Origin of the sequence: Isoptericola jiangsuensis (assembly GCF_048320105.1) — a bacterium.
Taxonomy (GTDB): domain Bacteria; phylum Actinomycetota; class Actinomycetes; order Actinomycetales; family Cellulomonadaceae; genus Isoptericola; species Isoptericola jiangsuensis_A.
This window is the reverse complement of record NZ_CP182942.1, coordinates 3,216,845-3,243,450: the sequence shown is the minus strand read 5'-3', so window position 1 is coordinate 3,243,450 and position 26,606 is coordinate 3,216,845. Positions and strand designations below refer to the sequence as shown.

Sequence of the window (26,606 nt, the reverse complement as noted above, 5' to 3'; positions counted from 1 at the left end):
CGTCAGAACGCCCGTCGTCCGGCACTCAGGGTGAGCTGCGTGACCGACGCCGCCACCTCCGCCAGGCGCACCGCGGTGCGGGGCAGCAGGTCCTCCAGGGCGATCGGCCCGGGCGCGACGGAGAACGCGGCGGCGATGCCGGCGGCCCGCGCCTGGTCCGCCGGGAGCTGCACCCGCCCCGCCACGACGACGACCGGCGGGCGGGTCGGGGACGCCCCCGCGACCGTCGCCACCCCGTCGGCCACCTTGCCGCGCACGGACTGCGAGTCGAACGACCCCTCCCCCGTGAACACCAGGTCCGCGTCGCTCACGGCGTCGGCCAGACCCACCGCCTCGGCCACGAGACCCGCGCCCGGTTCCAGGACCGCGCCCAGCAGCGCCGCGAGCGCGGCCGGCACCCCGCCGGCCGCCCCGGCACCGGGCAGCTCGTGGACCCGTACACCCGTCTCACGCTCCAGCAGGTTCGCCCAGCGGGTGAGCGCCTCGTCGAGGAACGCCACGTCACCGGGGCGCGCGCCCTTCTGCGGGGCGAACACCGCCGCGGATCCCAGCTCGCCCACCAGCGGGTTCGTGACGTCCACGGCCAGGCGCCAACGCACCTGGCGGGCCCGCGGGTGCAGCCCGTCGAGGTCGAGGCGGGCGACGCGGGCCAGGCCCTCGCCGCCGTCCGGCACCGGCGCGCCGTCGGCGTCGAGCAGCCGGGCACCGAGCCCGACGAGGATGCCGGCCCCGCCGTCGGTGGACGCCGACCCGCCCAGGCACACCAGGACCTCCTCGACGCCCGCGTCCAGCACCGCGGCGGCGACCTCGCCGGTGCCCCGGGTGTGCGCGTGCAGCGGCTGCAGGGGCTCGTCGCTCACGGCGGGCAGGCCGCTCGCCTCGGCGAGCTCGACGACGCCGGTGCGCCCGTCCCGCGAGACCGCCCAGCGCGCCGTGCAGGGTCGCCCGACGGCGTCGCAGGTGTTCACCTCGTGCACCGGCACGCCCCAGGTCGCCACGAGGGCGTCCAGGGTGCCCTCGCCGCCGTCGGCCATGGCGAGGCTGGTGACGCGGGCGTCGGGCGCCACGGCGAGCACGCCCTCGCGGATCGCCGCGGCGACCTCGACGGCGCTGAGGCTGCCCTTGAACGAGTCGGGGGCGACGACGACGTGCACCGCGCGCGGGGCGTCCGCCCGGGACGACGACGTGGGGGACGACGCAGTGGGGGACGACGCAGTGGGGGACGACGCGACGGAGGACGACGCGACCGGGGACGACGCGCGGGGCTCGGGAGGTGTCGACGGTGTCACGCGCCCGAGGATAGCGGCCCGCCTCAGGCCTGCGGCGACCAGTCCGGGATGCGCGACTGCGCGGCGCGCAGCTTGTCCAGGATGCGGGTGAGCTCGGCCTGTTCGTCCTGGTCGAGCGCGTCGCCGACGTACTGGTCCATCGCCTGCACGTGCCGCCGTCCGACCTCGCGCTGCAGGTGGCCGCCCTCGTCGGTGAGGGTCACGAGCGTGCCGCGGGCGTCGTCGACCGGCACGGACCGGGTGACCAGGCCCCGGGCCTCGAGCCGTTCCACCATGCGTGACAGCGAGGACTGCGCCAGCAGCACCTTCTCGTTGAGGTCGCGCAGGCGCATCGCGCCGTCGGACGACGTCGACAGCGAGAAGAGCACGTCGTACTCCCGCATCGACAGCTCGACCCAGACGGCGTCGGCCTGGAACCGGCGCATGAGCGCCACCTGGGTGCGGAAGAGGGCTTCCCAGGTGCGCGCGGCCTCCCGGGCCGACGCGGACAGCCGCTTCGACGTGCTCATGTCTCGTTCTCCTGTCCCGGCGTCGTCGCCGCGCAACCCTGCTCAGCGCCCGATGCGGCGCTCACGCTGGGAGAAGTCTCGCAGGGCGCGCAGGAAGTCCACGCGCCGGAAGTCCGGCCAGTACGCCTCGCAGAAGTACAGCTCGGAGTGCGCGCTCTGCCACATGAGGAATCCGCCCACGCGCAGCTCGCCGGAGGTACGGATGACGAGCTCCGGGTCGGGCTGGCCCTTGGTGTAGAGGTGCTCGGCGATGTCCTCGACGTCGATCTTCTCGGCGAGGTCGGCGAGCGTGGCCCCCTTGGCCTCCGCGGCCCGCAGGTAGGAGCGCACGGCGTCGGCGATCTCGTGGCGGCCGCCGTACCCGACGGCGACGTTGACCTGCAGGCCGTCGCTCGCGGACGTCCGTGCGACGGCGTCCTGCAGCTCGCCGACGAGCCGCGCGGGCAGCAGGTCGAGGCGCCCGACGATGCGCAGGCGCCAGCGACCCGACTCGGCGAGGTCGCGCACGGCGTCGGAGATGATGTCGAGCAGGTCGGTGAGCTCGGCCTCGGAGCGCGCGAGGTTGTCGGTCGAGAGCATCCACAGCGTGACGACCTCGATGCCGAGGTCGGAGGCCCAGCCGAGGAACTCGGCGATCTTGTCCGCGCCGCGCCGGTGGCCGGTCGCGGCGGTCTCGCCGAACGACCGCGCCCAGCGGCGGTTGCCGTCGAGGATGACACCGACGTGCCGCGGCATCGAGGCCTCGGGGAGGGAGGCGGCCAGTCGGCGCTCGTACAGGCTGTACAGCGGATGGGGCAGGCGCACGCGGTCCTCGGAGGTCGTTCGGCGGGAAAGGGATCGGCACAACGGTACCGCGACACCGCGGCCGGCAGGTCCCGTACCTGGGAGGATGCGAGGTGCGCGGAGTCGTCGCACGATCTTCACAGCCTGCCGGTCCCCCGCGGCCCACCCGGTCGCTAGGCTGGACACAACCTACGGTGACGTAACCTACGCTTCCGTAACCTCGATACCGCGACTGAGGTCATGACCGATCGTGTGACCTGAGCTCGTGACCGACCCGCTCGCCCGAGGAGGACCCGTGGCCGGAGCCACTTCCCGTGGCCGTCGCTTCGACGTCCCCGACCCCGTCGACGTCGGCACCACCGCGACTGACACCGCCCGCGGTGCCGTCACCGGTGCCGTGCACAACGTCACCACCAGCGCCGCCGAGACCGCCCGGCGGCTCAAGCCCCGGCTGCGCGGCTGGATCCACCTCGTCACCGCACCGCTCGCGCTGGCCGCCAGCATCGTGCTCGTCGCCGTGGCCGAACCCGTCGCCGGCAAGGTCGCCGCCGCGATCTTCGGCCTCAGCGCCCTCATGCTGTTCGGCACCAGCGCGATCTACCACGTCGGCAACTGGTCGCCGAAGGTCGCCGCCGTCCTGCGCCGGATGGACCACGCCAACATCTTCCTCATCATCGCCGGCACCTACACCCCGCTCGCCGTCGCGCTCCTGGACCACGACAGCGCCGTGACGATGCTGTGCATCGTGTGGGGCGGAGCGATCGCCGGCCTGCTCACCCGCGTGCTGTGGATGAGCGCCCCCCGCTGGTTCTACGTCCCGGTGTACGTCGCCCTCGGCTGGGTGGCGGTCGCCTACATCGACCAGTTCTGGGTCAACGGCAGTCCCGCGATCGTGTGGCTCGTCGTGGCCGGCGGCCTCGCCTACACCCTCGGCGCCGTCGTCTACGGCACGAAGTTCCCGAACCCGTCGCCCCGCTGGTTCGGGTTCCACGAGATCTTCCACGCCCTGACCGTGGTCGGGTTCACCTGCCACACGGTCGCCATCTACCTCGCCTCGCTCACCGTCTGAGACCGCCTCAGCGCGGGACGACGGCGTAGCGGCGGTTCGCCAACGACGGGTTCGCCCGGCGGACGGCGGCCAGCGGCTCGGCGTCGAGATCCACGGTGCGGTACTGCGGCGTGGCGTCCGCCGCCAGCCCGACGACGCCGTCCGGCCCCACGAGCGTCGACCGGCCCGTCACGCCCTTGCCCGCCATGCCGACACCGATCGTCACCACGGTGTTCTCGATCGCGCGCGCCGCGAGCAGCGTGCTCCAGTGCTCGGCCTTGCCCGGACCGTCGACCCACGCCGCCGGGACGACGACGACGTCCGCCCCGGCGTCGACCACGCGCCGCGCCGACTCCGGGAACCTCAGGTCGTAGCAGGTGATGACGCCGAAGGTCAGGTCGCCGACGGTCATCGTCAAGGGCTCGGCGTCGGCGGGACCGGCCTCGAGACGGTCCGACTCCCGCGTGCCGAACGCGTCGTACAGGTGGACCTTGCGGTACACCCCGACGAGCTCGCCCTCGCCGTCCACCGCCACCACCGCGTTGACCCCCTTGCGCGGGCCACCGCCCGGCCCGGGGTCGGCGCCCGGCAGCGTCATGCCCGCGATCACCGCGACCCCCGTGCTGGAGGCCGTGCGTCGCAGCGCGGACACGAACGGCCCGTCCAGGTCCTCCGCGTGCTCGATGCCGACGCCCTGGGGGTGGTACCCCGAGGCGTACTCGGGCAGCAGCAGCAGGTCGGCGTCGAGCGCGGCCGCGCTCGCGAACGCGTCCGCGACCAGGTGCAGGTTGGCCTCGTGGTCGTCCGCGACGGACACCTGGGCGACCGTGACCCGCACCGTCACGGCGCGTCCGACGGTCGGGTGCCGGCCGGGCCGGACTCCGGGCCGGACTCCGGGCCGGACCTCGGCGGGCCGTCGGGGCCCTCGGGAGGCGACTCCAGCGTGGACCCTGCCGTCGCCTCGGACGCCGGTGCACCGGCTGTCGCGTCCTCGCGCCGGAAGCCGATCCCCTTGCGCCGGGGCACCTCGATGCCGTGCGCACGGGCGTAGGCGTCGGCCTTGCGCATGTGACGGGTCAGCGACAGGAACAGCAGGACGGCGGCGAGCGCGACGCCGAACGTCGCCAGGAAGCCCGCGAGACCCGGCGTCACCTCCCAGTCCTCCAGCACGCGTGCCGTCGGGCTCGGGGTCGGGGCGGGGTCGACGGCGGCGGCCAGCCGCCCGATCAGCGCGAGGGACACTCAGGACTCCTTCCGCACGCCGGCGAAGAGGTCGTCCTCGGGCGTGCTGGTGTCGATGCGCGACTCGGCGAGCTCGAAGTCCTCGGTGGACCAGACGTCCGCCTCGATGTCGCGGGGGACGGCGAAGAAGAACCCCGCCGGGTCGATCTGCGAGGCGTGCGCCACCAGGGCGGCGTCCCGCTGGGCGAAGTAGTCGGCGACCTCGATCCGGGTGGTGACCTCGCGCTCGGGGATCTCGCGGGCGTCGCGCGAGGAGATCCAGTCGCCGAACGGCGACTCCAGGCCCGCGCCGAGCATGGCCTCGTGGGCGGCCCGCAGGCGGTCGATCGAGAAGCCGTGGTTGTAGTAGAGCTTGAGCGGTTCCCAGGGCTCGGCCCCTCCCTCGACGACGTACCGCTGCGCGTCACCGGCGGCGTGGTACGCCTCGAAGGCGACCTCGTGGCAGCGGATGTGGTCGGGGTGCGGGTACCCGCCCGAGGGGTCGTACGTGGTCATGACGTGCGGACGGAACGTCCGCACCAGCTCGACCAGGGGTGCGGAGGCCTCCTCGAGGTCGAGCAGGGCGAAGCAGCCGTCCGGCAGCGGGGGCAGGGGGTCGCCCTCGGGCAGCCCCGAGTCGACGAACCCGAGCCAGTGGTGCTGCACGCCGAGCGCCGCGGCGGCGGCAGCCATCTCCAGGCGGCGCACCGCCCGCTTGGCCTCCAGCGTGGTGAACTCGTGGCCCTCCGGCACCGCGAAGGTGGGGTTGAGCACGTCCCCGCGCTCCCCGCCGGTGCAGGTCACGACCAGCACCTCGACACCTTCGGCCGCGTAGCGCGCCGTGGTGGCGGCGCCCTTGCTCGACTCGTCGTCGGGGTGCGCGTGCACCGCCATGAGACGCAGTGGTTCGCCGGACAAGGGTCCTCCTGGAGGGGGTTCGGAGCTGCCTGGGAGTCAGGGACAATGGTGTCATGTCCTCATCGCAGTCCCCCACCACGCCGGTCGGCCGGTACGGGGCGGCGCCCCGGGCAGATCGAGGTCCCCTCGGCCGCGGCGGGAAGGTCGCGATCGGCGTGGCGCTGGCCGTCGCGGTGGGCCTGGTCGCCTGGTACACGTTCCTCCAGCAGCTGGCCCAGCCCGTCACCCACGACATGATCGGCTTCGACGTGCGTGGCGCGGAGAGCATCGACGTCACCTTCCAGGTGCACATGCCGCCGGGCACGACGGCGGTCTGCACCGTCGAGGCGCTCTCGCCCAGCTACGCCCAGGTCGGCACCGTCGACGTCGAGGTGGGGCCCTCCGAGACCCGCACCACCGTCTACGAGGTGCCCGTCGGCACCTCGCAGACGGCGACGACGGGCGTGGTGGCGGGCTGCACCGCCACCGACCGCTGACGACGGGTCCGAGGACCGGACCGAGGGCGGACCGAGGGTGGACCCGCAGGGTTCACCCGCCCGCGTCGGCCGCGGATGCGCCAAGATCTGCGGCGTGTCGGCTATCCTGAGGGATTCACACGCCAGTCCCGCACGAGCCGACGCGCGTGCCGACGTCGTCGGTACGACCTCGCGCGGCCCGATCCGGGCATCATCGAGCACCAGGAAAGGAGAGCCCTCGTGGCCGACAACGTCACCTGGCTCACCCAGGAGGCTCACGACCGGTTGAAGTCGGAGCTGGACCACCTGTCCGGCCCTGCCCGCACCGAGATCGCCGAGCGCATCGCCGCCGCCCGCGACGAGGGTGACCTCAAGGAGAACGGCGGCTACCACGCCGCCCGCGAGGAGCAGGGGAAGAACGAGGCCCGCATCCGCGAGCTGACCGAGAAGCTGCGGCACGTGCAGGTCGGCCGTCCGGCCGACGACGGCACGGTCGAGGCCGGCATGGTCGTCACCGCGCTGGTCGCCGGGGACGAGATGACGTTCCTGCTCGGCTCGCGCGAGATCGCGGGGACGACCGAGCTCGACGTCTACTCCCCCACCTCGCCGCTGGGCGCCGCCATCGACGGCAAGAAGGTCGGCGACAAGGCGAGCTACACCGCGCCGAACGGTCGCGAGATCCCGGTGGAGGTCACCTCCGCCACCCCGTTCGCGGGCTGACGCGCGGGTCCGTGGGCGCCGTCGCAGGTGCCCACGGACCGGCGTCCGGCACCCTCCCGGACGACACGCCGGGGCGCGACACGCCGAAGCGGGCAGATCGACGGACAATCCGCGACCTAGCAGCGGTGAGACCCCCGCTCCGGGGGTCTCAGGGCGGGTTCCGGTCATGGTCAGGGTGAGAAATTCTCACAAGTATGTCTATGGTCGGTGACGGTATGACGATCTTCGACACAGCCCCAGACGCCCCCGACTCCGACGCGGACACCTCCGACAGTGCCCCGCTCGTGATCCGCCGCCCCACCGTCCACGACGGCGGGGCCATGTGGCGGGTCGCCCGCGACTCCGGGTCGCTGGACCTCAACTCCTCCTACAGCTACCTGCTGCTGGCCGACCACTTCGCCGACACGTGCCGCATCGCACTCCTGGGCGACGACGTCGTCGGCTTCGTGACGGGGTACCGGCTGCCGGCCGACCCCAGCCGCTACTTCCTGTGGCAGGTGGCCGTCGACGCCGCCGCCCGCGGACGGCGCCTGGCCGGACGCCTCGTCGACGCCGTCATCGACGACCTCGACGGTGTCACCTCGCTGACCACCACCGTGACCGAGGACAACCTCGCGTCCCGGGCGGTGTTCCGCCGCTGGGCCGACGAACGCGGCGCCACGCTGGCGGAGACCGACGGCTTCACCACCGAACACTTCCCCGACGGCCACGAGGCCGAACCGCTCCTCGTGATCACGGGGTTCTGAGCACGACGACGACTCCGGGCTGCGCCGGTCCCGCGCGCAGGTGACGACGCAGCCCCCGTTCCACTCGACGCACCCGCGCGCACCACCTCAGAGGAGTGTCCTTCGTGACAACCTTGACCCCCCCGACCGACGCCCAGGCCATGGACGACCCGATGGGCTTCGCCGCCCTGGAGTCCGAGGTCCGGAGCTACTCGCGTGCCTGGCCCGTGGTCTTCGACCGCGCTGTCGGAGCCACCGTCTACGCCGAGGACGGCACCGAGTACCTGGACTTCTTCGCCGGCGCCGGCTCCCTCAACTACGGGCACAACAACCCCGTGCTGAAGAAGGTCCTGCTCGACTACCTCAGCAGCGACCGCATGGTGCACTCCCTCGACATGTTCACCTCGGCCCGCCGGGAGTTCCTCGAGACCTTCCACTCGCTGATCCTGCAGCCGCGCGGGCTCGACCACAAGGTCGTCTTCCCCGGGCCGGGCGGCGCCAACGCCGTCGAGGCGGCGCTCAAGCTCGCCCGCAAGATCACGGGCCGCGAGTCCGTCATCAACTTCACCAACGCGTTCCACGGCATGACGCTCGGTGCGCTGTCCGTCACCGGCAACTCGATGAAGCGCGGCGGCGCGGGCATCCCCCTCGTCCACGCCACGCCGATGCCGTACGACGACTACTTCAACGGTGACGTCGACGACTTCCAGTACTTCAAGCGCCTCCTGGAGGACGGCGGCTCCGGCCTCAACGAGCCCGCCGCCGTCATCGTCGAGACGGTGCAGGGCGAGGGCGGCATCAACGCCGCGCGCGCCGAGTGGCTGCGCGGCCTGGCCGACCTGTGCCGCGAGCACGGCATCCTGCTGATCCTCGACGACATCCAGATGGGCTGCGGACGCACCGGCGGGTTCTTCTCCTTCGAGGAGGCCGGCATCGTGCCCGACATCATCTGCCTGTCGAAGTCGATCTCCGGCTACGGCCTGCCGATGGCGATCACCCTCGTGCGTCCCGAGCTGGACGTGTGGGAGCCCGGCGAGCACAACGGCACGTTCCGAGGGTTCGCCCCGGCGTTCGCCACGGCGTCCGAGGCGATCCGGACCTACTGGTCCGACGACACGCTCGAGAAGGACGTGAAGGCCAAGGGCCTGCTCATCGAGAGCCACTTCAACTCGGTCGTCTCGCGCTTCCCCGAGCGTGAGCTCGTCGCCAAGGGTCGCGGCCTCGCCCGCGGCCTGCAGCTGCCCGACGGCGACCTCGCCGGCCAGGTGACCGAGCACGCGTTCCGTCACGGCCTCCTCGTGGAGACGTCCGGGCCGAACGGTGAGGTCGTCAAGCTGCTGCCCCCGCTGACCATCACCGAGGACGAGCTGCGCCGCGGTCTGGCCATCCTGGACGACGCGTTCGCCGCCGTCCTGGCCTGACCCGCCCGCCGACCCGAACGACCGAGGAGAACCACCCATGATCGTCCGCACCCTCGACGAGATCACCGACACCGACGCCGACGTCAAGAGCGAGAACTGGCGCTCCAAGCGCATCATCCTCGCCAAGGAGGGCGTCGGCTTCTCGGTGCACGAGACCACCCTGTACGCCGGCACCGAGAGCTTCTTCTGGTACGCCAACCACATCGAGGCCGTGTTCATCACGTCCGGCGAGGGCGAGATCGAGGACCTCGCCACCGGTGAGGTGCACCAGCTCGCCCCCGGCTCGCTGTACCTGCTCAACGACCACGACAAGCACAAGGTGCGCCCCCGCACCGACATCACGTGCGTGTGCGTGTTCAACCCGCCGGTCACCGGCCGCGAGGTGCACGACGCCGACGGCGTCTACCCGCTGATCACCGAGCCGGAGCCCGCCACCGCGCAGGCCTGAGACCTCCGTCCCGCGGGAACGACCCTCTCGCGGCGGATCGACCGTCCGTCGATGCCGCCGCCGGAGGGTCGTCGCCGTCTCAGGAGCGTCGCCGTCTCAGGGTGCGGCGTCCGGCAGGTCGTCCAGCCGACGGCGCAGCAGCCGGCGGTCCCCCTCACGGTCGACCAGGTCCAGGGCCGCACGCAGCGCCGACGCCGCCGGAGCCCGTCGGCCCAGCCGGGTGAGCATCTCGGCGCGCACGGCGGGCAGCAGGTGGTAGCCGGCCAGGCGCGGGTCGTCCGCCACGGCGTCCAGCGCCGCCAGCGCCGCGACCGGCCCGGACACCTGCCCGAGGGCCACCGCGCGGTTCAGCGCGACCACGGGTGATCCCGTCATGGCGACCAGCACGTCGTACAGCGCGAGGATCTCGGCCCAGTCGGTCTCCGCGGACCGCGGTGCCCGCGCGTGCAGGGCCGCGATCGCCGCCTGGACCTGGTAGGGGCCGGGCCGGCGCGACGCCAGGGCGTCGTCGAGCAGCCGCAGACCCTCCCGCGTCTCGTCGTCGCGCCACCGCGAGCGGTCCTGCTCCGCCAGCACCACGGCCGCGCCGTCCCGCCCCGTCCGGGCGTCACGCCGGGCGTGCTGGAGCAGCATCAGCGCCAGCAGGCCCTGCGCCTCCGCCTCGTCGGGCAGCAGACGGACCACGAGCCGGGTCAGCCGGACGGCGTCGCCGGCCAGCGCCCGCCGCTCCGCCGCGCCCGCCACGTCGTCGGCGGGTTCCGCCCACGCGTCGTAGCCCTCGGTGAACAGCACGTACAGCACGGTCAGGACGCCCGCGGTGCGGTCCGCGAGGAGCTCCGGGGGCGGCACCCGGAACACGATGCCGGTCCGCCGGATCCGCCGCTTGGCACGCACCAGCCGCTGCGCCATCGTCGCCTCCGGCACGAGGAAGGCGCGCGCGACCTGCGCCGTCGTCATGCCCGTCAACGACCGCAGCGTGAGCGCCACCCGCCCCTCGACCGGGATCGCCGGGTGACAGCAGGTGTACACGAGGCGCAGCAGGTCGCCGTCGGGGTCGTGCGGGTCCCCCGCGAACCCTGACGGCTCCTCGACGAGCGCCGGGTCCTGCGACGGCGTCGTGCGCTCCTCGGCGCGGGACGCCGTCACGACCCGTTCCGCCTCGGTCCGACGACGGCGCAGCACGTCGATCGCGTGCCGCCGCGCCGTCGTCGTCAACCAGGCACCGGGCCGGTCGGGCACGCCGTCCCGGCCCCAGGTGCGCAGCGCGGTCGCGAACGCCTCCTGCGTGCACTCCTCGGCCAGGTCCAGGTCGCCCGTCGAGCGGGCCACCGCGGCGAGGACGCGCGCCCACTCGGTGCGGAACGCGTCCTCGACCGCGGCGGACGTCACGGCGCGCACCCTCGCGGCGCCGGGCGGATCGTCACGCCGTCCCGGCCGGTCCGTCCAGGTCCAGCGGCCAGACCGGACGGAGCTCGATCGCCCCCGCGTGAGCCATCGGGTGCTCGGACGCGACGACGATCGCCGTGTCCAGGTCGGGGGCCTCGATGACGTCGAAACCGCCGATCGCCTCCTTGGCCTCGGCGAACGGCCCGTCGGTGACCAGCACCTTCCCGCTCCGCACCCGCACGCCGACGGCGTCCTCGGGCGGGCGCAGCCGGTCGCCCGCCGAAGCGGTCCCGTCGCCGTAGTAGCGGTCCACCCATCCCTGGATGGAGGGCGCTCCCGCGGCGTCGGCGTCGGTCAGGTCGGGGTCGTCGGGCGTGGACAGCACCAGCATCAGGTAGCGCATGTTCGTCTCCTCAGCGGACTCGGTCGACCGGACGGAGCACGAGGGGGCCGTAGAGCAGCACGTCCGCGGTCTCGATGCCGTCCCCGACACCGTAGCGCCGCTGTGCGACGGCGCGCCGGTGGCGCTCCACCTCCGGGCCTCGGCGCAGGATCGTCTCCAGGAACCTCATGGCCTTCTCCGTCCGGTCGGCGGCGGCCCTGGTGGCCGCTCTCGTCAGCACGACGAACGGCGACGGCGCAGATCGACACCCGGAAGGAACTCATCTCGGCGGCGGCCGGGCGTGCCGTCGCCGGACGTCAGGTGACGAGGTACCCGTCGCGCCGCAGCCGGTCCAGCACGGCGGCGCAGTGCTCGGGCCCCTTGGCCTCGAGCTGGAGCGTCACCAGCACCTCGGACACCTCCAGCGTCGTGTCGGTGCGCCGGTGGTCCACCCGCACGATGTTGCCCTCGGCGGCGGCGATGGTCTCCAGCAGCGAGGCCAGGGCGCCCGGCTCGTCGTCGAGCCGCACCGAGATCTGCAGGTACCGGCCCGCGGCGACCAGACCGTGCTGCACCACCCGCTGGAGCAGCAGCGGGTCGATGTTCCCGCCGGTGAGCACCGGCACGACCGTGCCCGCGAACGCGCCCGGCGCGGCGAGCACCGCGGCCACGGACACCGCGGCGGCCGGCTCCACCACCAGCTTGGCGCGCTCGGCGACCAGGAGCAGCGCCCGGGACATCTGGTCCTCGGTGACGGTCACCACCTCGACGCCGAGCCGGTGCAGCACCTCGAAGGGCACGTCCCCGGGCGTGCCGACGGCGATGCCGTCCGCCATCGTGCCGCTCAGCTTCGCCGACAGGGGCCGACCGGCGGCCAACGACGCCGGGTAGGCGGCCGCGGAGTGCGCCTGGACCCCCACCACCCGCACGTGGGGCGCCGCCTCGGCGAGCACCGTCGCGATGCCGGCCGCCAGCCCGCCGCCCCCGAGCGGCACCACGACCGTCCCGACGTCGGGCACCTGCTCGAGGATCTCCAGCGCGACCGTCCCCTGACCGGCCACCACGTCCACGTGGTCGAACGGGTGGATGAGGGTCTTGCCGGTCCGGGCGACCTCGGCCCGCGCCTCGGCGAGCGCCTCGTCCACGCTGGTGCCGACCTGGCGCACCTCCGCGCCGTACCCCCGCGTCGCGGACAGCTTGGGCACCGAGGCGCCGAGCGGCATGTAGACGAGCGCCGGGATGCCGAGCTGCTGCGCCGCGAGCGCCACCCCCTGGGCGTGGTTGCCGGCCGACGCGGCCACGACACCGCGCTCCTTCTCCTCGGCTCCCAGCCTCGAGAGCCGCGTGTACGCGCCCCGGATCTTGAACGACCCGGCCCGCTGGAGGTTCTCGCACTTCAGCACGACGTCGGTGCCCGCGATCTGCGCCAGCGCACGGAAGCGCTGCACGGGGGTGCGGGTGATGGTGCCGGCCAGCAGGTCTGCGGCGGCCCGCACGTCCGCGAGGGTCACTCGGTCCAGGGGCGTCGGTTCAGTCACGTCGTCCAGTATGGGGGCCGTCGGCAGCGTCCCCGTCGTGGTGCTCGTCGCTCCCGGCGTCCTGCGGGCCCGCGAGCGGTGCGGCGGGCGTGCTCGGGTGACCGCCGCGGTTCGCCCACAGCAGGGTGCCGGGCAGGTCCGCGAAGGTCGGCCGCCGTCTCAGCAGCGGGACGTGGTCGTCCGTGCCGAGCTCGGGGAACTTGTCGTGGCCGTGCAGGTACTGGATGACGGTGTTGAGGACCGCGACGAGCGGCACCGCGAACAGCGCACCGATGATGCCGGCGACGAGGCTTCCGGCGGCCACGACCAGCACCACGGCGACGGGGTGCAGCGAGACGGCGTGCCCCATGAGGAAGGGCTGCAGGATGTGGCTCTCCGCCTGCTGCACGAGCAGCACGATGCCGAGCATGATGAGCGCGGACACCCACCCCTCGGCGACGAGCACGACGAGGCAGGCGATGGCGCCGGTGACGATCGCGCCGAGGATGGGGATGAAGGATCCGACGAACACCAGGATGCCGAGGGAGACGGCCAGCGAGGGCACGAAGAACGCCGCGCCGACGCCGATGCCGATGGCGTCGACCAGCGCCACGAGGATCTGTGTGCGCACGTACGACGAGAGGGTCACCATCCCGCGCCGGCCGGCCTGGTGCACCTTCTCCCGGGAGGACATCGGCAGCAGGTTGACCACCCAGGTCCAGATGGCTCGCCCGTCCTGCAGGAAGAAGATCGTGCAGAAGATGGTGATGACCATGCCGACCAGCACGTGACCGACGGTGGTCGCCGCGCCCAGCGCGCCGGAGATCAGGGTGCTCGACTGCCCGGCGACGAGGTCCTGGGCCTGGTCGGTGAGCTCGTCGAGGCGGACGCCGTCGAGACCGAGCGGGCCCTCGGAGAGCCAGTCGAGGAACTCGTTGAACCCGGCGACGGCCTGGTCCCACAGGTCCTGGAAGCCGTTGACGATCGACTGCCCGGCGAGGGTGACCAGACCGGCGACGAAGGCGATCAGCCCGACGATGGACAGGGCCGTGGCGAGGCCGCGCGGGACCTTCACCCGTTCGAGCGCGCGGCGCATCGGCGCGAGCAGGATCGTCAGGAGCAGGGCGACGGCGACGGGGACGACGATCGTCTTGAGCTGGCCGAGCACCCAGACGAGGCCGGCGACGCCCGCGGCGATGAGCAGCAGCCGCCAGGACCAGGACGCGGCCCCGCGCACGCTCAACGGGACGGTGTCGCCACCGCTGGTTCGGGGGGTGCCGGGAGTGCTCACCCCGTCACCCTAGGACCGGTGAGGAACAAGCGCTCGGCGATGTCCGTGCAGGTCCTGTGCGTGTCCTGGGCGCCACGCGGGTCACGGCAGACCCAGGTCCCGCTTCTGGGGGTGGAACGTGCGCCCCTGCTCCAGCATGGCGGTGAACTTCTCGGCGTTGCGCACCCGCGACTCGGGTCGCTTGAGCGTCACCAGCCGGTGCAGGATGGCGTAGCGGTTCTGCGACGTGAGGTTCCCCCAGGCGGTCGTCGCCCGCGGGCTCGCGGCGAGCGCGACCGTGAGCTCCTCCGGGACCTCGATGGTGGCGGGGCCCGCGTACGCGGCCTCCCAGCGGCCGTCCGCCTTCGCCCGGTCGATCTCCGCCTGCCCGCGCGGACGCATCCGGCCCTCACGCGTCAGCCGCGCCACGAACTCCTGGTTGCGCACCGACCAGATGCTGCGGGGACGCCGCGGGCAGTACCGCTGCAGGGAGGAGTCGGCGTCGCGTCCCAGCGCCTGGGCGTCGATCCAGCCGCTGCACAGCGCCTCGTCCAGCGCGTCGGGACGGAGCAGCGTCGTCGGCGCGTCCGGCCGCCCCTTGCGGGCCACCACGAGCCACACGCCGTCGGGCACGGTGTCCTCGTGCTCGTCGAGCCAGGCACGCCAGGCCGCGGCGTCGGGCAGGACCAGGGGACTCTGCGGCGACGACGTCATGGGACGACCGTAGGCGCCACCCCCGACACCCGCCCGGGCCAGCCCGTGCGCACGCCCGCCGCCCGCGGCAGACTTGCCGCGACCGGCGGGCGGAACTGGGGAGGGTGCATGTCGACGATCGCGCTGTGGGGTCTGATCGTCGCGGGCATCGTGGTCCTCACGCCCGTCGCGGACCGGATCCGGATGCCCCTGCCCGTGCTCCTGACGATCTTCGGCATCGTGCTGCCCCTGCTGCCCGGCACTCCCGCGCTGCACCTGGAGCCCGACCTCATCCTGCCGCTGGTGCTCCCGCCCCTGCTGTTCGCCGCCACCCAGCGCGCGACCGTCCGCGAGTTCCGCGAGCAGGCACGGCCCATCCTCGTCACCGCGGTCGGGCTCACCCTCGCCTCCGCCGCCCTGGTCGCCGTGCTCGCCCACGCCGCCGGCGCCCCGTGGGCGGTCGCGTGGGTCCTCGGTGCGATCGTCTCCCCGCCCGACCCGGTGGCCGCCACCGCCGTCGCCCGTCGCCTGCGGCTGCCCGGACGGGTCGTCACGGTGCTCGAGGGCGAGGGCATGTTCAACGACGCGACCGCGCTGGTGCTCTACCACGTCGCCGTCGCCGCCGTCCTGGCCGGGTCCGTCACCGCCGTGGAGGTCGGGCTCGACCTGCTGCTCGCCGTCGTCGTCGGCGTCGCCGTCGGACTGGCCGGCGGCTGGCTCGGGCACCTGGTCCTCGGTCGCCTGCACGTCCCCGCCGCCGAGACCACCGTGACGATCGCGCTGCCGTTCGCCGCGTACCTCGGCGCCGAGGAGCTCCACGGCTCCGGGGTGCTCGCCGTCCTCACGCTCGGTCTGGTGCTGCGGTCCGTGACGCACGCGTCGGTGACGTCCGGCGGCTGGCTGCTCGGCCGGTCCGTCTGGGAGTACGCCGACTACCTCATCACCGGCGTCGTGTTCGTGCTGATCGGGTTCGAGCTGACGAGCGTGCTCGACGACAACCCCATCACCCAGCAGGCCCTGCCGCTGGCGATCGCCGTCGTGGTGCTGCTGATCGTCGTGCGCTTCGCGTGGATGTTCCCCGCCGTGTGGTGGCTGGAGCGCGGGATGGCGGCCCGCGCCCGCCGGCAGGGGGTGCCCGAGGAGATCGCCGGCATCGGGGCGTTCACCCGGCGCGAGACCGTCGTGATGTCCTGGGCCGGGATGCGCGGCGTCGTCTCGGTCGCGTCCGCGCTCGCGCTGCCGCACGTGATGGACTCGGGCGAGGACTTCACCGACCGGGCCACCCTGGTGTTCGTCGGACTGGTCGTGGTGCTGGCGACGCTCGTGGTGCAGGGCCTCACGCTCGCCCCGGTGGTGCGCCGCCTCGGCGTCGGGTCGACGGCGGACGAGGCGGCCGAGGTCGCCGAGCTGCGCGAGCAGGCCACCCGCGCCGCGCTCGACGCCGTCCGCGGCCGCGACGACGTCCCCGGTCCCGTCCGCGAGGCCGTCGCGCTGCAGTACGAGGGCTACCTCACCGCCCAGCTCGCGCTGTCCGAGGCGCGGCGGGCGGGCGACGACGCCGAGGGCCACTACGGCGAGCAGGTCGACGCCCTGCTGCGCGACGCCGTGGAGGTCGAGCGGGACGTCGTCGTGCGGGCCCGCAACGAGGGCGCGGTCACCGCGCACGTCGCCGACGAGGTGCTGGCCGACGTCGAGGCCCGCGCCGTGCGCGACCTGGACTGACCCGGGCACCGTCAGGACTCCGGGTCGTCCATGATCTCGCGCACCTCCTGCACGCACCGGCACGCGGCCGCCGTCCTCGCCGCCCACACCACCGCCTCGTCCCTCGTGGCCACGTCGACGACGCAGAACCCGCCGACGACGGCCTTCGTCTCCGGGTTCGGACCGGGCCTCACCGTGCCGTCCGTCCCCACCAGCAGGGCCTGCTGCCGCTGCAGCCCGCCGCCGAACACCCACACCCCCGCGGCCTTCGCCTCGCGCGTCACCGCGTGCGCCGCCTCGGCCACGGCGGGAAGGTCCGCGTCCGGTATCGCGTCCATCGATCCGTCGTCGAACGAGATCAGGTACTTCGTCATGACCGTGCTCCTCCCGCCGCGGCGCCGTCGGCCGCTGTCCGTGGCAGGGTGGACGGTCCGGGCGCCCGGAACTCATCCCTGCTCCTTGCTGCCTGGTGTCCGCAGCTCACGACCCCGGGGAAGGGAACACGGTTCGGTCGCCCCGTGTTGCGCATCATGGGTGCCACGAGCACCCGCCCAAGGAGGGAAATGATGATCTTCGAGAACCTGTTCGGCAGCGGCAAGACGACGATGGTCGCCCCGGAGGAGGCGCTGCCCGGTCGGCAGTCGCCTCTGCTGCCCGCCCCGCGCCCGCACACCGTCCTGGGCACGTCCCTGACCGGACCGTGGGAGCCCGGCACGCGCGTGCTCTACCTGGCGATGGGCTGTTTCTGGGGTGCCGAGGAGATCTACTGGCAGGTCCCCGGCGTGGTGAGCACCGCCGTCGGGTACATGGGCGGCACGACGCCGAACCCCACCTACGAGGAGGTGTGCTCGGCACGCACGGGCCACACCGAGACGGCGCTGGTCGCCTACGACCCGTCCGTCGTGTCCGAGGAGGAGCTGCTGCGGATCTTCTGGGAGCGGCACGACCCGACCCAGGGCTACCGCCAGGGCAACGACGTCGGCACCCAGTACCGCTCGGCGGTCTACTGGACGACGCCGGAGCAGGCCGAGGCCGTGCGTGCCACGGCCGAGCGGTACGGCGAGGTGCTGGCCGCCAAGGGCTACGACCCGATCACCACCGACATGGCGTCGGCGGCCGAGGCGGGGCCGTTCTTCTACGCCGAGGACTACCACCAGCAGTATCTGTCCGCGGCCAAGAACCCCCACGGCTACCGCTGCCACGCCACCACCGGGGTGCCGTACCCCGCGTGACCGCGGTCGGGGCTCCGGCCCCGCGGCGTCGGGGCTCACGCATCGTCGGTCGATGCGTGAGCCCCGGACCCGCGGCCGACCGCCTCACCGCCCGACCGCCGACCGACCTGCTGGCCGGCTGCCTGACCGACCGGACGACCGGCATCCCGCGCGGGTGTCACAGGGCGCTGCCACGATCGAGGGGTGCTGCTCGCCGAGCTCGTCCGTGCCCACGCCGCCGTCGCCGCGACGCGCTCGCGCCTGACCAAGCGGGCCGAGCTGGCCGCCGTCCTGCGCGCTGCCGCGGGCTACACCGACCCCGACCGGCCCGACCACGTCGAGCCCGACCAGCCCGACGGTGACCGACCCGACGGCGACGAGGTCGAGATCGTCGCGTCGTACCTCTCCGGGCGGCTGCGCCAGCGCCGCACGGGCGTGGGCTGGCGATCTCTCGCCGACCTGCCGCCCGCTGCCCCCGACGCCTCCCTGACGCCGCGCGACGTCGACGACGCCCTCGAGGCCGCGTCCCACCTGTCCGGCCCGGGCTCGGCCGCCGCACGCACGGCCGCCGTCACCGACCTGTTCGGCCTGGCGACGGCGGACGAGCAGGGCTTCCTGCGCGGCCTGGTCCTGGGCGAGCTGCGCCAGGGCGCCCTGGACTCCCTGCTGCTCGACGCCGTCGCGGACGCCGCCGACGTCCCCGTCGCCCTGGTCCGGCGGGCGGCGATGTTCAGCGCGGAGTCGGGCCCGATCGCCCGCGCCGCGCTCACCGGCGGCGCCGACGCGCTGGAACGGTTCGCCCTGGAGGTCGGGCGCCCGGTGCGGCCCATGCTCGCGTCGTCGGCTCCCGACGTCGCGACCGCCGTCGCCAAGCTGGGCGGTGGCGAGGTGGTCGCCGACGTCAAGCTGGACGGCATCCGCGTGCAGGTGCACAAGCTCCACGACGAGGTGTGGGTACTGACCCGTTCCCTGGACGACGTCACCGCACGTCTGCCGGAGATCGTCGCGCTCGCCCGCTCCCTCGACGTCGGCGTGGCCGTGCTGGACGGCGAGGCTCTCGCGCTGGACGACGCCGGCCGGCCGCGCCCGTTCCAGGAGACGGCGTCCCGCGCGGGCACCCACGACGTCGCAGAGGTCGCCGCGGCGGTCCCGCTCACCGCCCGGTTCTTCGACGTGCTGCACGCCGACGGCGTCGACCTGGTCGACGCGCCCGCCCGCGAGCGCCTCGCCGTCCTGGACCGGATCGTGCCGGCGCACGTGGCGGTTCCCCGCCTGGTCACCGACGACGTCGCCGCGGTCGAGCAGTTCTTCGCCGGGGCGGTCGCCGGGGGCTACGAAGGGCTGGTGGTCAAGGATCCGGCCGCCCCGTACGCGGCCGGTCGCCGGGGCGCCGCCTGGGTGAAGGTGAAGCCGCGCCACACCCTGGACCTGGTGGTCCTCGCCGTCGAGCGCGGTTCCGGTCGCCGCGAGGGCACGCTGTCGAACATCCACCTGGGTGCCCGCGACGGTGACGGGTTCGTGCTCCTGGGCAAGACCTTCAAGGGCATGACCGACGAGATGCTCGCCTGGCAGACCGGGCGGTTCCGCGAGCTCCAGACCGCCGACGACGGCTGGGTGGTCACCGTCCGGCCGGTGCAGGTCGTGGAGATCGCGTTCGACGGCGTGCAGCGCTCCACCCGCTACCCGGGCGGCGTCGCGCTGCGGTTCGCCCGCGTGCTGCGCTACCGCGACGACAAGCCCGCGGCCGAGGCGGACACGATCGACGCCGTCCGCGCCCACCTCGGCTGATCCGGCCGCGACGAGGGTGGCGGGCCTCGTGCAGATCAGCGACGCTTGCCGCGCCCGGACGACCGCCCACCGCCGCGCGGCCGCGCGGGACGGTTCGCCGTCCGGCCGCCGGCACCGCCCTTGCCCGACCCTGCTGCACGCCCGCCGGCGCCCGTGCCCCGCCGTCCGCCCTCGCCGTCGTCGCGCCGCTTGCGGGCCTGCTTCGTCTCGGTGCCGGACGTCGCCTGCGCGCGCCCGCGCGAGCTGTTCGCCGTGCGGCCGCGCACGATGCCGACCATCTCCTCCACGAGCTCGGCGGTGGCGTCCGGCAGCCCGTCGCGCCGCCACACCAGACCCACCGGCGACTCGGGCCCGTCGGCGAGCGGGCGCGAGACCGTGTCCTTGCGGTGGTGCAGCCGCGCGAGCGACATCGGCACCACGACGATCCCCGACCCGTTGGCGGCCCAGGCGACCGCCTCCGCGGTGGACGCCGGGGCCGGCTCCACCAGCGTGCCGGTGCCGTCGTCGTACGCCTCGGGGGCGCGACCCGGCCGGGGGGCGTCCCCGCCGAACAGGACGTCGTCGGCCGGGACCCACAGGACGTCGTCGGCCAGCTCCGACGCCGCGGCCTGCTCGCTCTCCTCGCTGGCGGCGAGCAGGTGGTCGCGCGAGACCACCACGACGGGCACCTCGACGTAGAGCTGGATCGCGTGGAACACGTCCCGGTCCACCGGCAGGCGGCCCAGCGCCGCGTCCACGTCGCCCGCGGCCAGCGCCCCGGCGACGTCCGCCGCCTCCACCTGGACCAGGTCGAGGCGGACGTCGGGCAGCCGCTCCGACCAGGTGCGCGCCCACTTGCCGGGGGTCGCGCCCGGGACGTAGCCGAGCCGGAAGGCGCGCGGCCCGTCCGCCGGGGTGCCGGCGTCGTCCGCCGTGTCGTCGCTCACGCGACCAGGCTACGTGTCGGCGGGGCGACCCACGCGCGTCTACGCTGGGCCCATGGCCGGAACCCCCTTCTCCCAGCAGGTGCTCAAGCCGATGAACGCGGCGAAGAAGCTCGGCGTCCATCTGCCCGCCACGCCGCCGGAGTTCCAGGAGCGGGGCATCACGCGCGCCGAGCTCACGGCGCTCGAGGAGAACCCTCCGCAGTGGCTCGCCGACCTGCGACGCAACGGTCCGCACCCGCGCCCCGTGGTGGCCGGTCGGCTGGGCGTCTCCATCGCCGGGCTGGCGCGCGGCGGCGTCACCGAGCCGCTGACGACCGAGCAGATCAACGAGCTGCGCGACGACCCGCCCGCCTGGCTCGTGCAGGAGCGCGAGACGGCGGCGAAGGTGCGCGCCGAGGACGAGCGGCTCGCCGCGGAGCGCAAGAGCTCCTGACGGGGTGCACGCGGGCCCGCTGGCGGGATCTGTGCGGCAGTTGGTGATCTGTGCGGCAGTCGTGACTGCCGAGTTGATCACAGACTGCCGCGAGGATCACGAACTGCCGCGTTGATCGCCACGTACCGGGCGGGTCAGCGCGTCGGCGGGCGACCCGGCGCACGCTCAGTCGCCGGTGGCGACCCGGTCCGTGTGACCGAGCGACATGTCCGGGGCGACGGCGTCGCGCACCGCCTTCTTCAGCGGCGGGATCTCGGGGAACCCGCCGTGCGTCCTGCGGTCCCACAGCAGCACGGGCTCCTCGCCGGGCGCCCGCACGAGCTCCACCCGGAACACCCCGTCGACGCCCGGGACCAGCGCGACCTCGCCCAACCGCGTACGGAAGGTCTGCAGCAGCTCCTGGGCGACCCAGGCCGCGCGCATCAGCCAGCGGCACTGCGTGCAGTAGGTGATGGTCACACGGGCGTCCGACGACGTGGCTTCGGTCATGCGCCCAGACTACGGTCGTGTCGTGATGCCCCCCGTGCTCCCCGAGTCCGTGACCGCCACGCTGGACCGCCTCGTGCCGTGGCCCGACGACGGCACCCGTGCCGACGGCCCGGTCGCGGTCGACGCCACCGACCGGCTCCTGCTCACCGAGGCGGCGCCGCTGCTCGCCGGCCTCGGGCGGTCACGGGCGGACGACGGCGACCAGGCCGCGGGGGTGGACGACGTCGTCGTGCTCGGGGACCGGTTCGGTGCCCTCACGGTCGGGGCGCTCGCCCTCGGGGCGGCGGGCCTGCGCGGGCACACCGACGCCGTGACCGCCGAATGGGCGATCGCCCGCAACCTCGAGGACTCCGCCGCGACCCTCGGCGTCGGGCGCCCGGTGCGGTCCTTCGGTGCGCTCGGCCCGGAGCTGCTCGCGGGCGCGCGGCTCGTGCTCCTCCAGCTCCCCAAGTCGCTCGCCGAGCTCACCGAGATCGTCGAGGCGGTGGCCCGGTACGCCCACGACGACGTGATCCTGCTGGCCGGAGGCCGTGACAAGCACATGTCCCGCACCATGAACGACGTGCTCGCCGACCGGTTCCGGGAGGTGCGGGCCACGCTGGGCCGCGGCAAGTCACGGGCGCTGGTGGCCTCCGGGGTGCGGCCCGACGCACGTGCGGCGGCGCCGCTCTACCCGGTGACCGAACGGCTGACCGACTCCGAGCTCCTCGCGGCCGCCACGCCGACGTCCGCCGCCCACGGCCCGGACCACGTCGTCGTCGTCGCGCACGGCGCGGCCTTCGCCGGGGCGACGCTCGACCACGGCACGAGGTTCCTGCTGAGCACCGCCGGGCGCTGGCCGGCCGCGTCCCGGGTGCACGACGCCGTCGACCTGGGGTGCGGCACGGGGCTGCTGGCGACCGTGCTGTCGCGGCGCTACCCGGACGCGGTCGTGGTGGCGACGGACCGTTCGGCCGCGGCGGTCACCTCGACCCGCGCGACGCTCGCCGCCAACGACCTGACCGCCGAGGTGCTGCTGGACGACGCCGGCGACGGGCTGGCCGACGCGAGCGCCGACGTCGTGCTCCTCAACCCGCCGTTCCACGACCGCACGGCGGTCAGCACCGACGCCGCGCACCGCATGTTCGCCACCGCGGGCCGGATCCTGCGCCCGGGCGGCGAGCTGTGGTGCGTGTACAACACGCGGCTGCGCTACCGGGGTTCGTTGAGCCGCGCCGTCGGGCCGACGGACCACGTGGCCCAGGACCCGCGCTTCACGGTGACGCGCTCCCGCAAGCCCTGACGCCGACCGGACGGGCGGTGACGGCGGGGCAGGACGCCCCGCCGTCACCGCATGACGCTCAGCTGCTCAGCTGCTCAGGTGCTCAGGTGCTCAGGTGCTCAGGTGCTCAGCGCACGTCGACCACGTCGACGACGAACACGAGCGTCGCACCGCCGGGGATGCCGGCCTGCGGCACGCCGCGCTGGCCGTAGCCGTGCTCGGCGGGGATGGACAGCAGCACCCGGTCGCCCACGTTGCGCCCGACGAGACCCTTGTCCCAGCCGCCGATGACGGCGCCGACACCGATCGGGAAGTCGATGGTCGCCCCGCGGTCGTAGGAGTTGTCGAACACGTCGCCGCCCCAGGTCTGGCCCAGGTAGTTGACGACGATGGTGCGGCCGGCGTCGACCACGGGGCCGGAGCCCTCGGTCAGCACCTGGACCTGCAGGCCGGCGGGGGCCTCGGGCGTGGGGAACGTGATCTCGGGCTTGTCGCCGAACGAGCCGGTGGCGGTGGGGAGCGTGGTCACGGTGTACCTCATCGTGGTCGGGGGGCCGCCGGGCCGTCCCGGCGGCAGTGCGCCGTCCAGCCTACGCGGAGACGGGTACGGGCACCGCGGCGGGCGCCGGCACTGCGGTGGACGTCACGGTGGACGTCACGGTGGACGTGACGGCGGAGATCACGGCGACAGCGCCGCGGCCTTGCGTTCCAGGACGCCGCGCTCGCGATCGTTGCCGCACAGCCGCGCGGCGAGCTCCAGCTCGGCCCGCGCCTCGGCGTCTCGCCCGAGCCGGGCGAGGAGCTCGCCGCGCACGCTCGGCAGCAGGTAGGAGCCGGACAGCACCTCGCGGGCGACCAGGTCGTCCACGATCTCCAGCGCGTCGCCCGCCCCGTGCGCCATCGACACGGCCACCGCCCGGTTCAGCTCCACGACGGGTGACGGCGCCACCTGGCCCAGCGCCTCGTAGAGCAGCACGATCCGCTCCCAGTCGGTCTCCTCGACCGACGGCGCGACGTCGTGCTGCTCGGCGATCGCGGCCTGCAGCCCGTAGGGTCCGAGACCGCGTCCGGCGGCGACGGCGCGCCCGAGCGCGGCCCGCCCGCGCCGGATCGCTGCGATGTCCCACCGGCGCCGGTCCTGGTCCGCGAGCATCACCGGTGCACCGTCGGGCCCGGTGCGCGCTGGGAACCGCGCCGCGGTGAGCTCCAGGAGGGCGAGCAGCCCCGCGACCTCGGGCTCGTCGGGAACCAGGCGGAACAGCACGCGCGCCAGCCGGATCGCCTCGCGCGCCAGGTCGAGGCGGATCCAGTCGCTGCCGCCCGACGCCGTCGACCCCTCGGTGAAGATCACGTACAGCACGTTGAGCACGGAGCCGAGCCGCTCGCTGCGCTCGTCGGCGGGCGGCACCTCGAAGGGGACGCGGGCGGCGGCGAGCGTCTTCTTCGCGCGGGTGATGCGTGCCTGGATCGTGGGCACCGGCACGAGGAACGCCCGCGCGATCTCCTCGCTGGACAGACCGGCGACGACGCGCAGCGTCAGCGCGACGCGCGCCTCCTTGGACAGCACCGGGTGGCAGGCGGTGAAGACCAGCGCGAGGCGGTCGTCCTCGATGCGGTCCGGGTCCCACAGCAGGTCCGGCTCGTCGTGGTCCGACGGCGCCGCCCCGCCGTGCGCCCCTCCCTCGGCGAGCCCGTGGGCGAGGGCGGCGTACCGTGCGTCGCGGCCCGACCGGCGTCGGAAGGCGTCGATGGCCCGACGTCGTCCCGTCGCAAGGAGCCACGCCGTCGGATCGCGGGGGACGCCGTCGCGCGGCCAGGCGACGAGCGCCTCGGCGAGCGCCTCGGAGGCGACGTCCTCGGCGAGCGCGAAGTCGCCCGTGTAGCGGGCGAGCGCACCGACGATGCGTGCGGCGTCGATGCGCCAGACCGCCTCGACGGCGCGGCGTCCGGCGTCGTCCCCGCCTGCGGGGCGGGCGCCGGACGCCGTGGGCCGGTCCTGCTCGGTGTCGTTCACCGGGGGCCGTTCACTCGGTCCCGAGCTCGGCCCGCCACTGCTTCTCCTTGACGATCCACTCGTCGTCGGACGGGAAGTCCTCGGGGCCGTTGACGCGCCGGACCTCCAGCTTGGTGCCCGGCCCGCTCAGCGGCGCCCGGCGGGCCCACTCGACGGCCTCGTCCTTCGAGGCCACGTCCAGGATCCAGAAGCCGTTGAACAGCTCCTTGGTCTCCCCGTACGGGCCGTCGGTGACGACGGGGGTGTCGGTCGAGAAGTCGACGACGGCGCCCTCGGACGCGTCGGCCAACCCCTCCCCCGCCGAGAGCACCCCGGCGTCCATCATCTGCTCGTTGTAGCGCCCCATCGCGGCGATGACCTCCGTGAGGTCCGTCTCGGCGTGGTCGGTGGCGCCCTCGTCGGTCCCGCGCATGATCAGCATGTACTTCGCCATGGTCGCTCCTGGTCGCGTCCGGAAGGTGGTCGGGCCGGCTCAGAGCTGGCCGGTGCGTTCGCGCCAGGCCCGCTCGCGGCGGACGTACTCGTTGTCGGACGGGAACTCGTCGATGGACGGCACGCGCCGGATCTCCGCCTTCATGCCCGGTCCGGCGAGCGGTGCCCTCTTGGCCCAGGCCACGGCGTCGTCCATGGTCGGCACCTGCAGGATCCAGTAGCCGTTGAACAGCTCCTTCGCCTCGCCGTAGGGGCCGTCGGTGACCGTGGGCTCCTCGGTGGAGTAGTCGACGACGACGCCCTTGCTCGCGTCGTCGAGGCCCTCGGCGGACACGAGCACGCCGGCCTCGATGAGCTCGTCGTTGTACCGGCCCATCGTGGTGAGCATCTCGTCGAAGTCCATCCCGGACTCGGCGAACGCCTGCTCGGCCTCAGCGCCGGCACGCATGATCAGCATGTACTTCGCCATGGTGGTTCCCTCCTCGGTGAAGGTCGCCTGCCGACCTCCTCACCCCCAGGTCGAACGGCGGGCGGACGGATCGACACCGTCCGGGGACCATCTTGTCCCGCGACGACGACGGCCGGCCACCCCAGGGGGTGACCGGCCGTCGGGCGGTGGTGCTGTCGCGTCACTCGCGGAAGATCGCGAGCAGCCGCAGGATCTCCAGGTACAGCCAGATGAGGGTGACCATGAGGCCGAACGCGGCCGACCAGGCGAACTTGGCGGGGGCACCGCCCTCGACACCGCGCTTGATGGAGTCGAAGTCCACCATGAGGGACATCGTCGCCAGGATGACGGCGATGATGCCGATGGCGATGCCGAAGCCGCCCTCGCGCAGGCCCCAGCCGGACAGCACGTTGGTCCACAGCAGCACGGCGTTGACGAGGGAGAACAGCAGGTAGCCGACCATGGCGATCAGCAGGAACCGCGTGAACTTGGGCGTGACGCGCACCTTGCCGGAGCTGAACAGCCCCAGCGCGGCGGCGAACACGCACAGCGTGGCGAGCACGGCCTGGCCCACGATGCCGGGGTCGATCGTGTTGTACCAGGCCGAGATCCCGCCGAGGAACAGACCCTGCGCGCCGGCGTACAGCGTGATGAGCACCGGGCTCGGGTTCTTCTTGAAGGCGTTGACCAGGCCGAGCACGAGACCGACGATCATGCCGCCGATCCACAGCAGCGGCATCGTGTCGTAGACGGCCCAGCTGGCGGCCGCGGCGACGACCAGCAGCGCGAACAGGCCGGCCGTCTTCATGATGACGTCGGTGTAGGTCAGGCGCTTGGTGTCGACCGGTGTCGCGGCCGGCGCGTCGTACATGTTCTGCAGCGACGCGGCGTCGGCGGCCTGGGCACCGTAGGCGCCGTACTGCGCCTGCGGTGCCTGCTGCGGCGCGGTGGCGGTGCCTCCGCGGCCGGTGCGGCGAGGCTCGCCGAACACGTTGCTGTTCGAGAAGACGGGGTTGCTCATGAGCTCCTCCTGGTCGCGGCTGCCGGGTGCCCGACGACGGGTCGTCGCGCGGGCAGGGCCGGGTCGCTGGCCGTGGCCATCATTCTAGGCAACGCGC

General features: G+C 73.8%; 31 protein-coding genes. 11 read left to right on the top strand and 20 right to left on the bottom strand.

Going from position 1 to position 26,606, the window contains the following annotated elements; genetic code table 11:
• Positions 1-2: 2 nt before the first annotated feature.
• The 3 genes from ACNHYB_RS14875 to ACNHYB_RS14865 all read right to left on the bottom strand — a co-directional run bounded on the left by ACNHYB_RS14875 (position 3) and on the right by ACNHYB_RS14865 (position 2,602).
• Positions 3-1,154 (bottom strand): glycerate kinase, encoded by a 1,152-nt coding sequence (locus ACNHYB_RS14875; protein WP_418278075.1) that lies wholly within the window; start codon positions 1,152-1,154, stop codon positions 3-5.
• A gap of 158 nt (positions 1,155-1,312) precedes the next feature.
• On the bottom strand, positions 1,313-1,798 hold the full coding sequence (locus tag ACNHYB_RS14870; protein ID WP_418276129.1) for a MarR family winged helix-turn-helix transcriptional regulator: 486 nt from the start codon (positions 1,796-1,798) through the stop codon (positions 1,313-1,315).
• Positions 1,799-1,840: 42 nt separating this feature from the next.
• The gene (locus tag ACNHYB_RS14865; protein ID WP_418276128.1) at positions 1,841-2,602 is read right to left on the bottom strand and encodes an isoprenyl transferase; all 762 of its coding nucleotides are present in this window, start codon (positions 2,600-2,602) and stop codon (positions 1,841-1,843) included.
• 274 nt (positions 2,603-2,876) lie between these two features.
• Between ACNHYB_RS14865 and trhA the strand changes: the two genes are divergently transcribed.
• Positions 2,877-3,650, top strand: a complete 774-nt coding sequence (gene trhA, locus ACNHYB_RS14860; RefSeq protein ID WP_418276127.1) for a PAQR family membrane homeostasis protein TrhA — start codon at positions 2,877-2,879, stop codon at positions 3,648-3,650.
• Between the two features lie 7 nt (positions 3,651-3,657).
• On the opposite strand, the gene ACNHYB_RS14855 is transcribed toward trhA, so the two are convergent.
• Genes ACNHYB_RS14855 through mca form a run of 3 tightly spaced genes read right to left on the bottom strand, consistent with a single transcriptional unit; the run spans position 3,658 to position 5,768 of the window.
• The gene (locus ACNHYB_RS14855; RefSeq protein WP_418276126.1) at positions 3,658-4,473 is read right to left on the bottom strand and encodes a nitrilase-related carbon-nitrogen hydrolase; all 816 of its coding nucleotides are present in this window, start codon (positions 4,471-4,473) and stop codon (positions 3,658-3,660) included.
• Positions 4,470-4,871 (bottom strand): hypothetical protein, encoded by a 402-nt coding sequence (locus ACNHYB_RS14850; protein WP_418276125.1) that lies wholly within the window; start codon positions 4,869-4,871, stop codon positions 4,470-4,472. Before ACNHYB_RS14850 ends, ACNHYB_RS14855 begins: the two co-directional genes overlap by 4 nt.
• Complete coding sequence (mca, locus tag ACNHYB_RS14845) at positions 4,872-5,768, bottom strand: mycothiol conjugate amidase Mca (RefSeq protein ID WP_418276124.1); 897 nt, start codon at positions 5,766-5,768, stop codon at positions 4,872-4,874.
• A 53-nt stretch (positions 5,769-5,821) separates the two neighbouring features.
• Here mca and ACNHYB_RS14840 point away from each other — a divergent pair, with 53 nt between their 5' ends.
• From ACNHYB_RS14840 to ACNHYB_RS14820, 5 genes are all read left to right on the top strand, one after another.
• A complete protein-coding gene (locus tag ACNHYB_RS14840; RefSeq protein WP_418276123.1) occupies positions 5,822-6,244 on the top strand; it encodes a DUF4307 domain-containing protein in 423 nt (140 codons plus the stop codon).
• A 219-nt stretch (positions 6,245-6,463) separates the two neighbouring features.
• On the top strand, positions 6,464-6,943 hold the full coding sequence (greA, locus tag ACNHYB_RS14835) for a transcription elongation factor GreA (RefSeq protein WP_418276122.1): 480 nt from the start codon (positions 6,464-6,466) through the stop codon (positions 6,941-6,943).
• Between the two features lie 215 nt (positions 6,944-7,158).
• Positions 7,159-7,689: a diaminobutyrate acetyltransferase gene (gene ectA, locus ACNHYB_RS14830; RefSeq protein ID WP_418276121.1), complete on the top strand. Its 531-nt coding sequence runs from the start codon at positions 7,159-7,161 to the stop codon at positions 7,687-7,689.
• Between the two features lie 152 nt (positions 7,690-7,841).
• On the top strand, positions 7,842-9,089 hold the full coding sequence (ectB, locus tag ACNHYB_RS14825) for a diaminobutyrate--2-oxoglutarate transaminase (protein ID WP_418278074.1): 1,248 nt from the start codon (positions 7,842-7,844) through the stop codon (positions 9,087-9,089).
• Between the two features lie 37 nt (positions 9,090-9,126).
• Positions 9,127-9,537, top strand: a complete 411-nt coding sequence (locus ACNHYB_RS14820; protein WP_418276120.1) for an ectoine synthase — start codon at positions 9,127-9,129, stop codon at positions 9,535-9,537.
• A 96-nt stretch (positions 9,538-9,633) separates the two neighbouring features.
• On the opposite strand, the gene ACNHYB_RS14815 is transcribed toward ACNHYB_RS14820, so the two are convergent.
• The 6 genes from ACNHYB_RS14815 to ACNHYB_RS14790 all read right to left on the bottom strand — a co-directional run bounded on the left by ACNHYB_RS14815 (position 9,634) and on the right by ACNHYB_RS14790 (position 14,806).
• Entirely contained in the window at positions 9,634-10,926 is a 1,293-nt protein-coding gene (locus ACNHYB_RS14815) for an RNA polymerase sigma factor (protein ID WP_418276119.1), read from the bottom strand.
• 31 nt (positions 10,927-10,957) lie between these two features.
• Positions 10,958-11,326, bottom strand: coding sequence for a YciI family protein (locus tag ACNHYB_RS14810; RefSeq protein ID WP_418276118.1), 369 nt, complete (start codon positions 11,324-11,326; stop codon positions 10,958-10,960).
• 10 nt (positions 11,327-11,336) lie between these two features.
• Positions 11,337-11,495 (bottom strand): hypothetical protein, encoded by a 159-nt coding sequence (locus ACNHYB_RS14805; protein WP_418276117.1) that lies wholly within the window; start codon positions 11,493-11,495, stop codon positions 11,337-11,339.
• A gap of 127 nt (positions 11,496-11,622) precedes the next feature.
• Positions 11,623-12,843 (bottom strand): threonine ammonia-lyase, encoded by a 1,221-nt coding sequence (gene ilvA / locus ACNHYB_RS14800; RefSeq protein WP_418276116.1) that lies wholly within the window; start codon positions 12,841-12,843, stop codon positions 11,623-11,625.
• Positions 12,836-14,113, bottom strand: coding sequence for an AI-2E family transporter (locus ACNHYB_RS14795; RefSeq protein WP_418276115.1), 1,278 nt, complete (start codon positions 14,111-14,113; stop codon positions 12,836-12,838). The genes ilvA and ACNHYB_RS14795 overlap by 8 nt, the downstream gene beginning before the upstream one ends.
• 81 nt (positions 14,114-14,194) lie before the next feature.
• Positions 14,195-14,806, bottom strand: a complete 612-nt coding sequence (locus tag ACNHYB_RS14790; RefSeq protein ID WP_418276114.1) for a YdeI/OmpD-associated family protein — start codon at positions 14,804-14,806, stop codon at positions 14,195-14,197.
• A gap of 108 nt (positions 14,807-14,914) precedes the next feature.
• Here ACNHYB_RS14790 and ACNHYB_RS14785 point away from each other — a divergent pair, with 108 nt between their 5' ends.
• Positions 14,915-16,507 (top strand): Na+/H+ antiporter, encoded by a 1,593-nt coding sequence (locus ACNHYB_RS14785; RefSeq protein WP_418276113.1) that lies wholly within the window; start codon positions 14,915-14,917, stop codon positions 16,505-16,507.
• 11 nt (positions 16,508-16,518) lie between these two features.
• Here the strand turns inward: ACNHYB_RS14785 and ACNHYB_RS14780 are convergent, their stop codons facing one another.
• Positions 16,519-16,860: a YciI family protein gene (locus tag ACNHYB_RS14780; protein WP_418276112.1), complete on the bottom strand. Its 342-nt coding sequence runs from the start codon at positions 16,858-16,860 to the stop codon at positions 16,519-16,521.
• Between the two features lie 192 nt (positions 16,861-17,052).
• On the opposite strand from ACNHYB_RS14780, the gene msrA reads away from it, so the two are divergent.
• Complete coding sequence (gene msrA, locus ACNHYB_RS14775; protein ID WP_418276111.1) at positions 17,053-17,718, top strand: peptide-methionine (S)-S-oxide reductase MsrA; 666 nt, start codon at positions 17,053-17,055, stop codon at positions 17,716-17,718.
• 183 nt (positions 17,719-17,901) lie between these two features.
• A complete protein-coding gene (locus ACNHYB_RS14770) occupies positions 17,902-19,485 on the top strand; it encodes an ATP-dependent DNA ligase (RefSeq protein ID WP_418276110.1) in 1,584 nt (527 codons plus the stop codon).
• Between the two features lie 35 nt (positions 19,486-19,520).
• Here ACNHYB_RS14770 and ACNHYB_RS14765 read toward each other — a convergent pair whose 3' ends face one another.
• Positions 19,521-20,411: a LysR family transcriptional regulator substrate-binding protein gene (locus tag ACNHYB_RS14765; RefSeq protein ID WP_418276108.1), complete on the bottom strand. Its 891-nt coding sequence runs from the start codon at positions 20,409-20,411 to the stop codon at positions 19,521-19,523.
• Positions 20,412-20,463: 52 nt separating this feature from the next.
• Here ACNHYB_RS14765 and ACNHYB_RS14760 point away from each other — a divergent pair, with 52 nt between their 5' ends.
• Complete coding sequence (locus ACNHYB_RS14760) at positions 20,464-20,844, top strand: DUF5997 family protein (RefSeq protein WP_418276107.1); 381 nt, start codon at positions 20,464-20,466, stop codon at positions 20,842-20,844.
• A gap of 165 nt (positions 20,845-21,009) precedes the next feature.
• On the opposite strand, the gene ACNHYB_RS14755 is transcribed toward ACNHYB_RS14760, so the two are convergent.
• Complete coding sequence (locus ACNHYB_RS14755; protein WP_418276106.1) at positions 21,010-21,333, bottom strand: SelT/SelW/SelH family protein; 324 nt, start codon at positions 21,331-21,333, stop codon at positions 21,010-21,012.
• Between the two features lie 25 nt (positions 21,334-21,358).
• Between ACNHYB_RS14755 and ACNHYB_RS14750 the strand changes: the two genes are divergently transcribed.
• The gene (locus ACNHYB_RS14750; protein WP_418278073.1) at positions 21,359-22,615 is read left to right on the top strand and encodes a class I SAM-dependent methyltransferase; all 1,257 of its coding nucleotides are present in this window, start codon (positions 21,359-21,361) and stop codon (positions 22,613-22,615) included.
• A 106-nt stretch (positions 22,616-22,721) separates the two neighbouring features.
• Here the strand turns inward: ACNHYB_RS14750 and ACNHYB_RS14745 are convergent, their stop codons facing one another.
• The 5 genes from ACNHYB_RS14745 to ACNHYB_RS14725 all read right to left on the bottom strand — a co-directional run bounded on the left by ACNHYB_RS14745 (position 22,722) and on the right by ACNHYB_RS14725 (position 26,509).
• Positions 22,722-23,123, bottom strand: coding sequence for an FKBP-type peptidyl-prolyl cis-trans isomerase (locus ACNHYB_RS14745; protein ID WP_418276105.1), 402 nt, complete (start codon positions 23,121-23,123; stop codon positions 22,722-22,724).
• A gap of 150 nt (positions 23,124-23,273) precedes the next feature.
• Positions 23,274-24,512, bottom strand: a complete 1,239-nt coding sequence (locus ACNHYB_RS14740; protein ID WP_418278072.1) for an RNA polymerase sigma factor — start codon at positions 24,510-24,512, stop codon at positions 23,274-23,276.
• A 106-nt stretch (positions 24,513-24,618) separates the two neighbouring features.
• Positions 24,619-25,041, bottom strand: a complete 423-nt coding sequence (locus ACNHYB_RS14735) for a YciI family protein (protein WP_418276104.1) — start codon at positions 25,039-25,041, stop codon at positions 24,619-24,621.
• Positions 25,042-25,080: 39 nt separating this feature from the next.
• A complete protein-coding gene (locus ACNHYB_RS14730; RefSeq protein WP_418276102.1) occupies positions 25,081-25,509 on the bottom strand; it encodes a YciI family protein in 429 nt (142 codons plus the stop codon).
• 160 nt (positions 25,510-25,669) lie between these two features.
• The gene (locus ACNHYB_RS14725; RefSeq protein WP_418276101.1) at positions 25,670-26,509 is read right to left on the bottom strand and encodes a Bax inhibitor-1/YccA family membrane protein; all 840 of its coding nucleotides are present in this window, start codon (positions 26,507-26,509) and stop codon (positions 25,670-25,672) included.
• Positions 26,510-26,606: the final 97 nt, after the last annotated feature.

What these genes read in the sequence shown, in the direction of transcription:
- ACNHYB_RS14870 (WP_418276129.1), bottom strand. Translation starts at nt 1,798, where the DNA reads ATGAGCACGTCGAAGCGGCTGTCCGCGTCGGCCCGGGAGGCCGCGCGC.
- ACNHYB_RS14840 (WP_418276123.1), top strand. Translation starts at nt 5,822, where the DNA reads ATGTCCTCATCGCAGTCCCCCACCACGCCGGTCGGCCGGTACGGGGCG.
- ectA (WP_418276121.1), top strand. Translation starts at nt 7,159, where the DNA reads ATGACGATCTTCGACACAGCCCCAGACGCCCCCGACTCCGACGCGGAC.
- ectB (WP_418278074.1), top strand. Translation starts at nt 7,842, where the DNA reads ATGGGCTTCGCCGCCCTGGAGTCCGAGGTCCGGAGCTACTCGCGTGCC.
- ACNHYB_RS14820 (WP_418276120.1), top strand. Translation starts at nt 9,127, where the DNA reads ATGATCGTCCGCACCCTCGACGAGATCACCGACACCGACGCCGACGTC.
- ACNHYB_RS14810 (WP_418276118.1), bottom strand. Translation starts at nt 11,326, where the DNA reads ATGCGCTACCTGATGCTGGTGCTGTCCACGCCCGACGACCCCGACCTG.
- ACNHYB_RS14805 (WP_418276117.1), bottom strand. Translation starts at nt 11,495, where the DNA reads ATGAGGTTCCTGGAGACGATCCTGCGCCGAGGCCCGGAGGTGGAGCGC.
- ACNHYB_RS14790 (WP_418276114.1), bottom strand. Translation starts at nt 14,806, where the DNA reads ATGACGTCGTCGCCGCAGAGTCCCCTGGTCCTGCCCGACGCCGCGGCC.
- ACNHYB_RS14785 (WP_418276113.1), top strand. Translation starts at nt 14,915, where the DNA reads ATGTCGACGATCGCGCTGTGGGGTCTGATCGTCGCGGGCATCGTGGTC.
- ACNHYB_RS14780 (WP_418276112.1), bottom strand. Translation starts at nt 16,860, where the DNA reads ATGACGAAGTACCTGATCTCGTTCGACGACGGATCGATGGACGCGATA.
- msrA (WP_418276111.1), top strand. Translation starts at nt 17,053, where the DNA reads ATGATCTTCGAGAACCTGTTCGGCAGCGGCAAGACGACGATGGTCGCC.
- ACNHYB_RS14760 (WP_418276107.1), top strand. Translation starts at nt 20,464, where the DNA reads ATGGCCGGAACCCCCTTCTCCCAGCAGGTGCTCAAGCCGATGAACGCG.
- ACNHYB_RS14755 (WP_418276106.1), bottom strand. Translation starts at nt 21,333, where the DNA reads ATGACCGAAGCCACGTCGTCGGACGCCCGTGTGACCATCACCTACTGC.
- ACNHYB_RS14750 (WP_418278073.1), top strand. Translation starts at nt 21,359, where the DNA reads ATGCCCCCCGTGCTCCCCGAGTCCGTGACCGCCACGCTGGACCGCCTC.
- ACNHYB_RS14735 (WP_418276104.1), bottom strand. Translation starts at nt 25,041, where the DNA reads ATGGCGAAGTACATGCTGATCATGCGCGGGACCGACGAGGGCGCCACC.
- ACNHYB_RS14730 (WP_418276102.1), bottom strand. Translation starts at nt 25,509, where the DNA reads ATGGCGAAGTACATGCTGATCATGCGTGCCGGCGCTGAGGCCGAGCAG.
- ACNHYB_RS14725 (WP_418276101.1), bottom strand. Translation starts at nt 26,509, where the DNA reads ATGAGCAACCCCGTCTTCTCGAACAGCAACGTGTTCGGCGAGCCTCGC.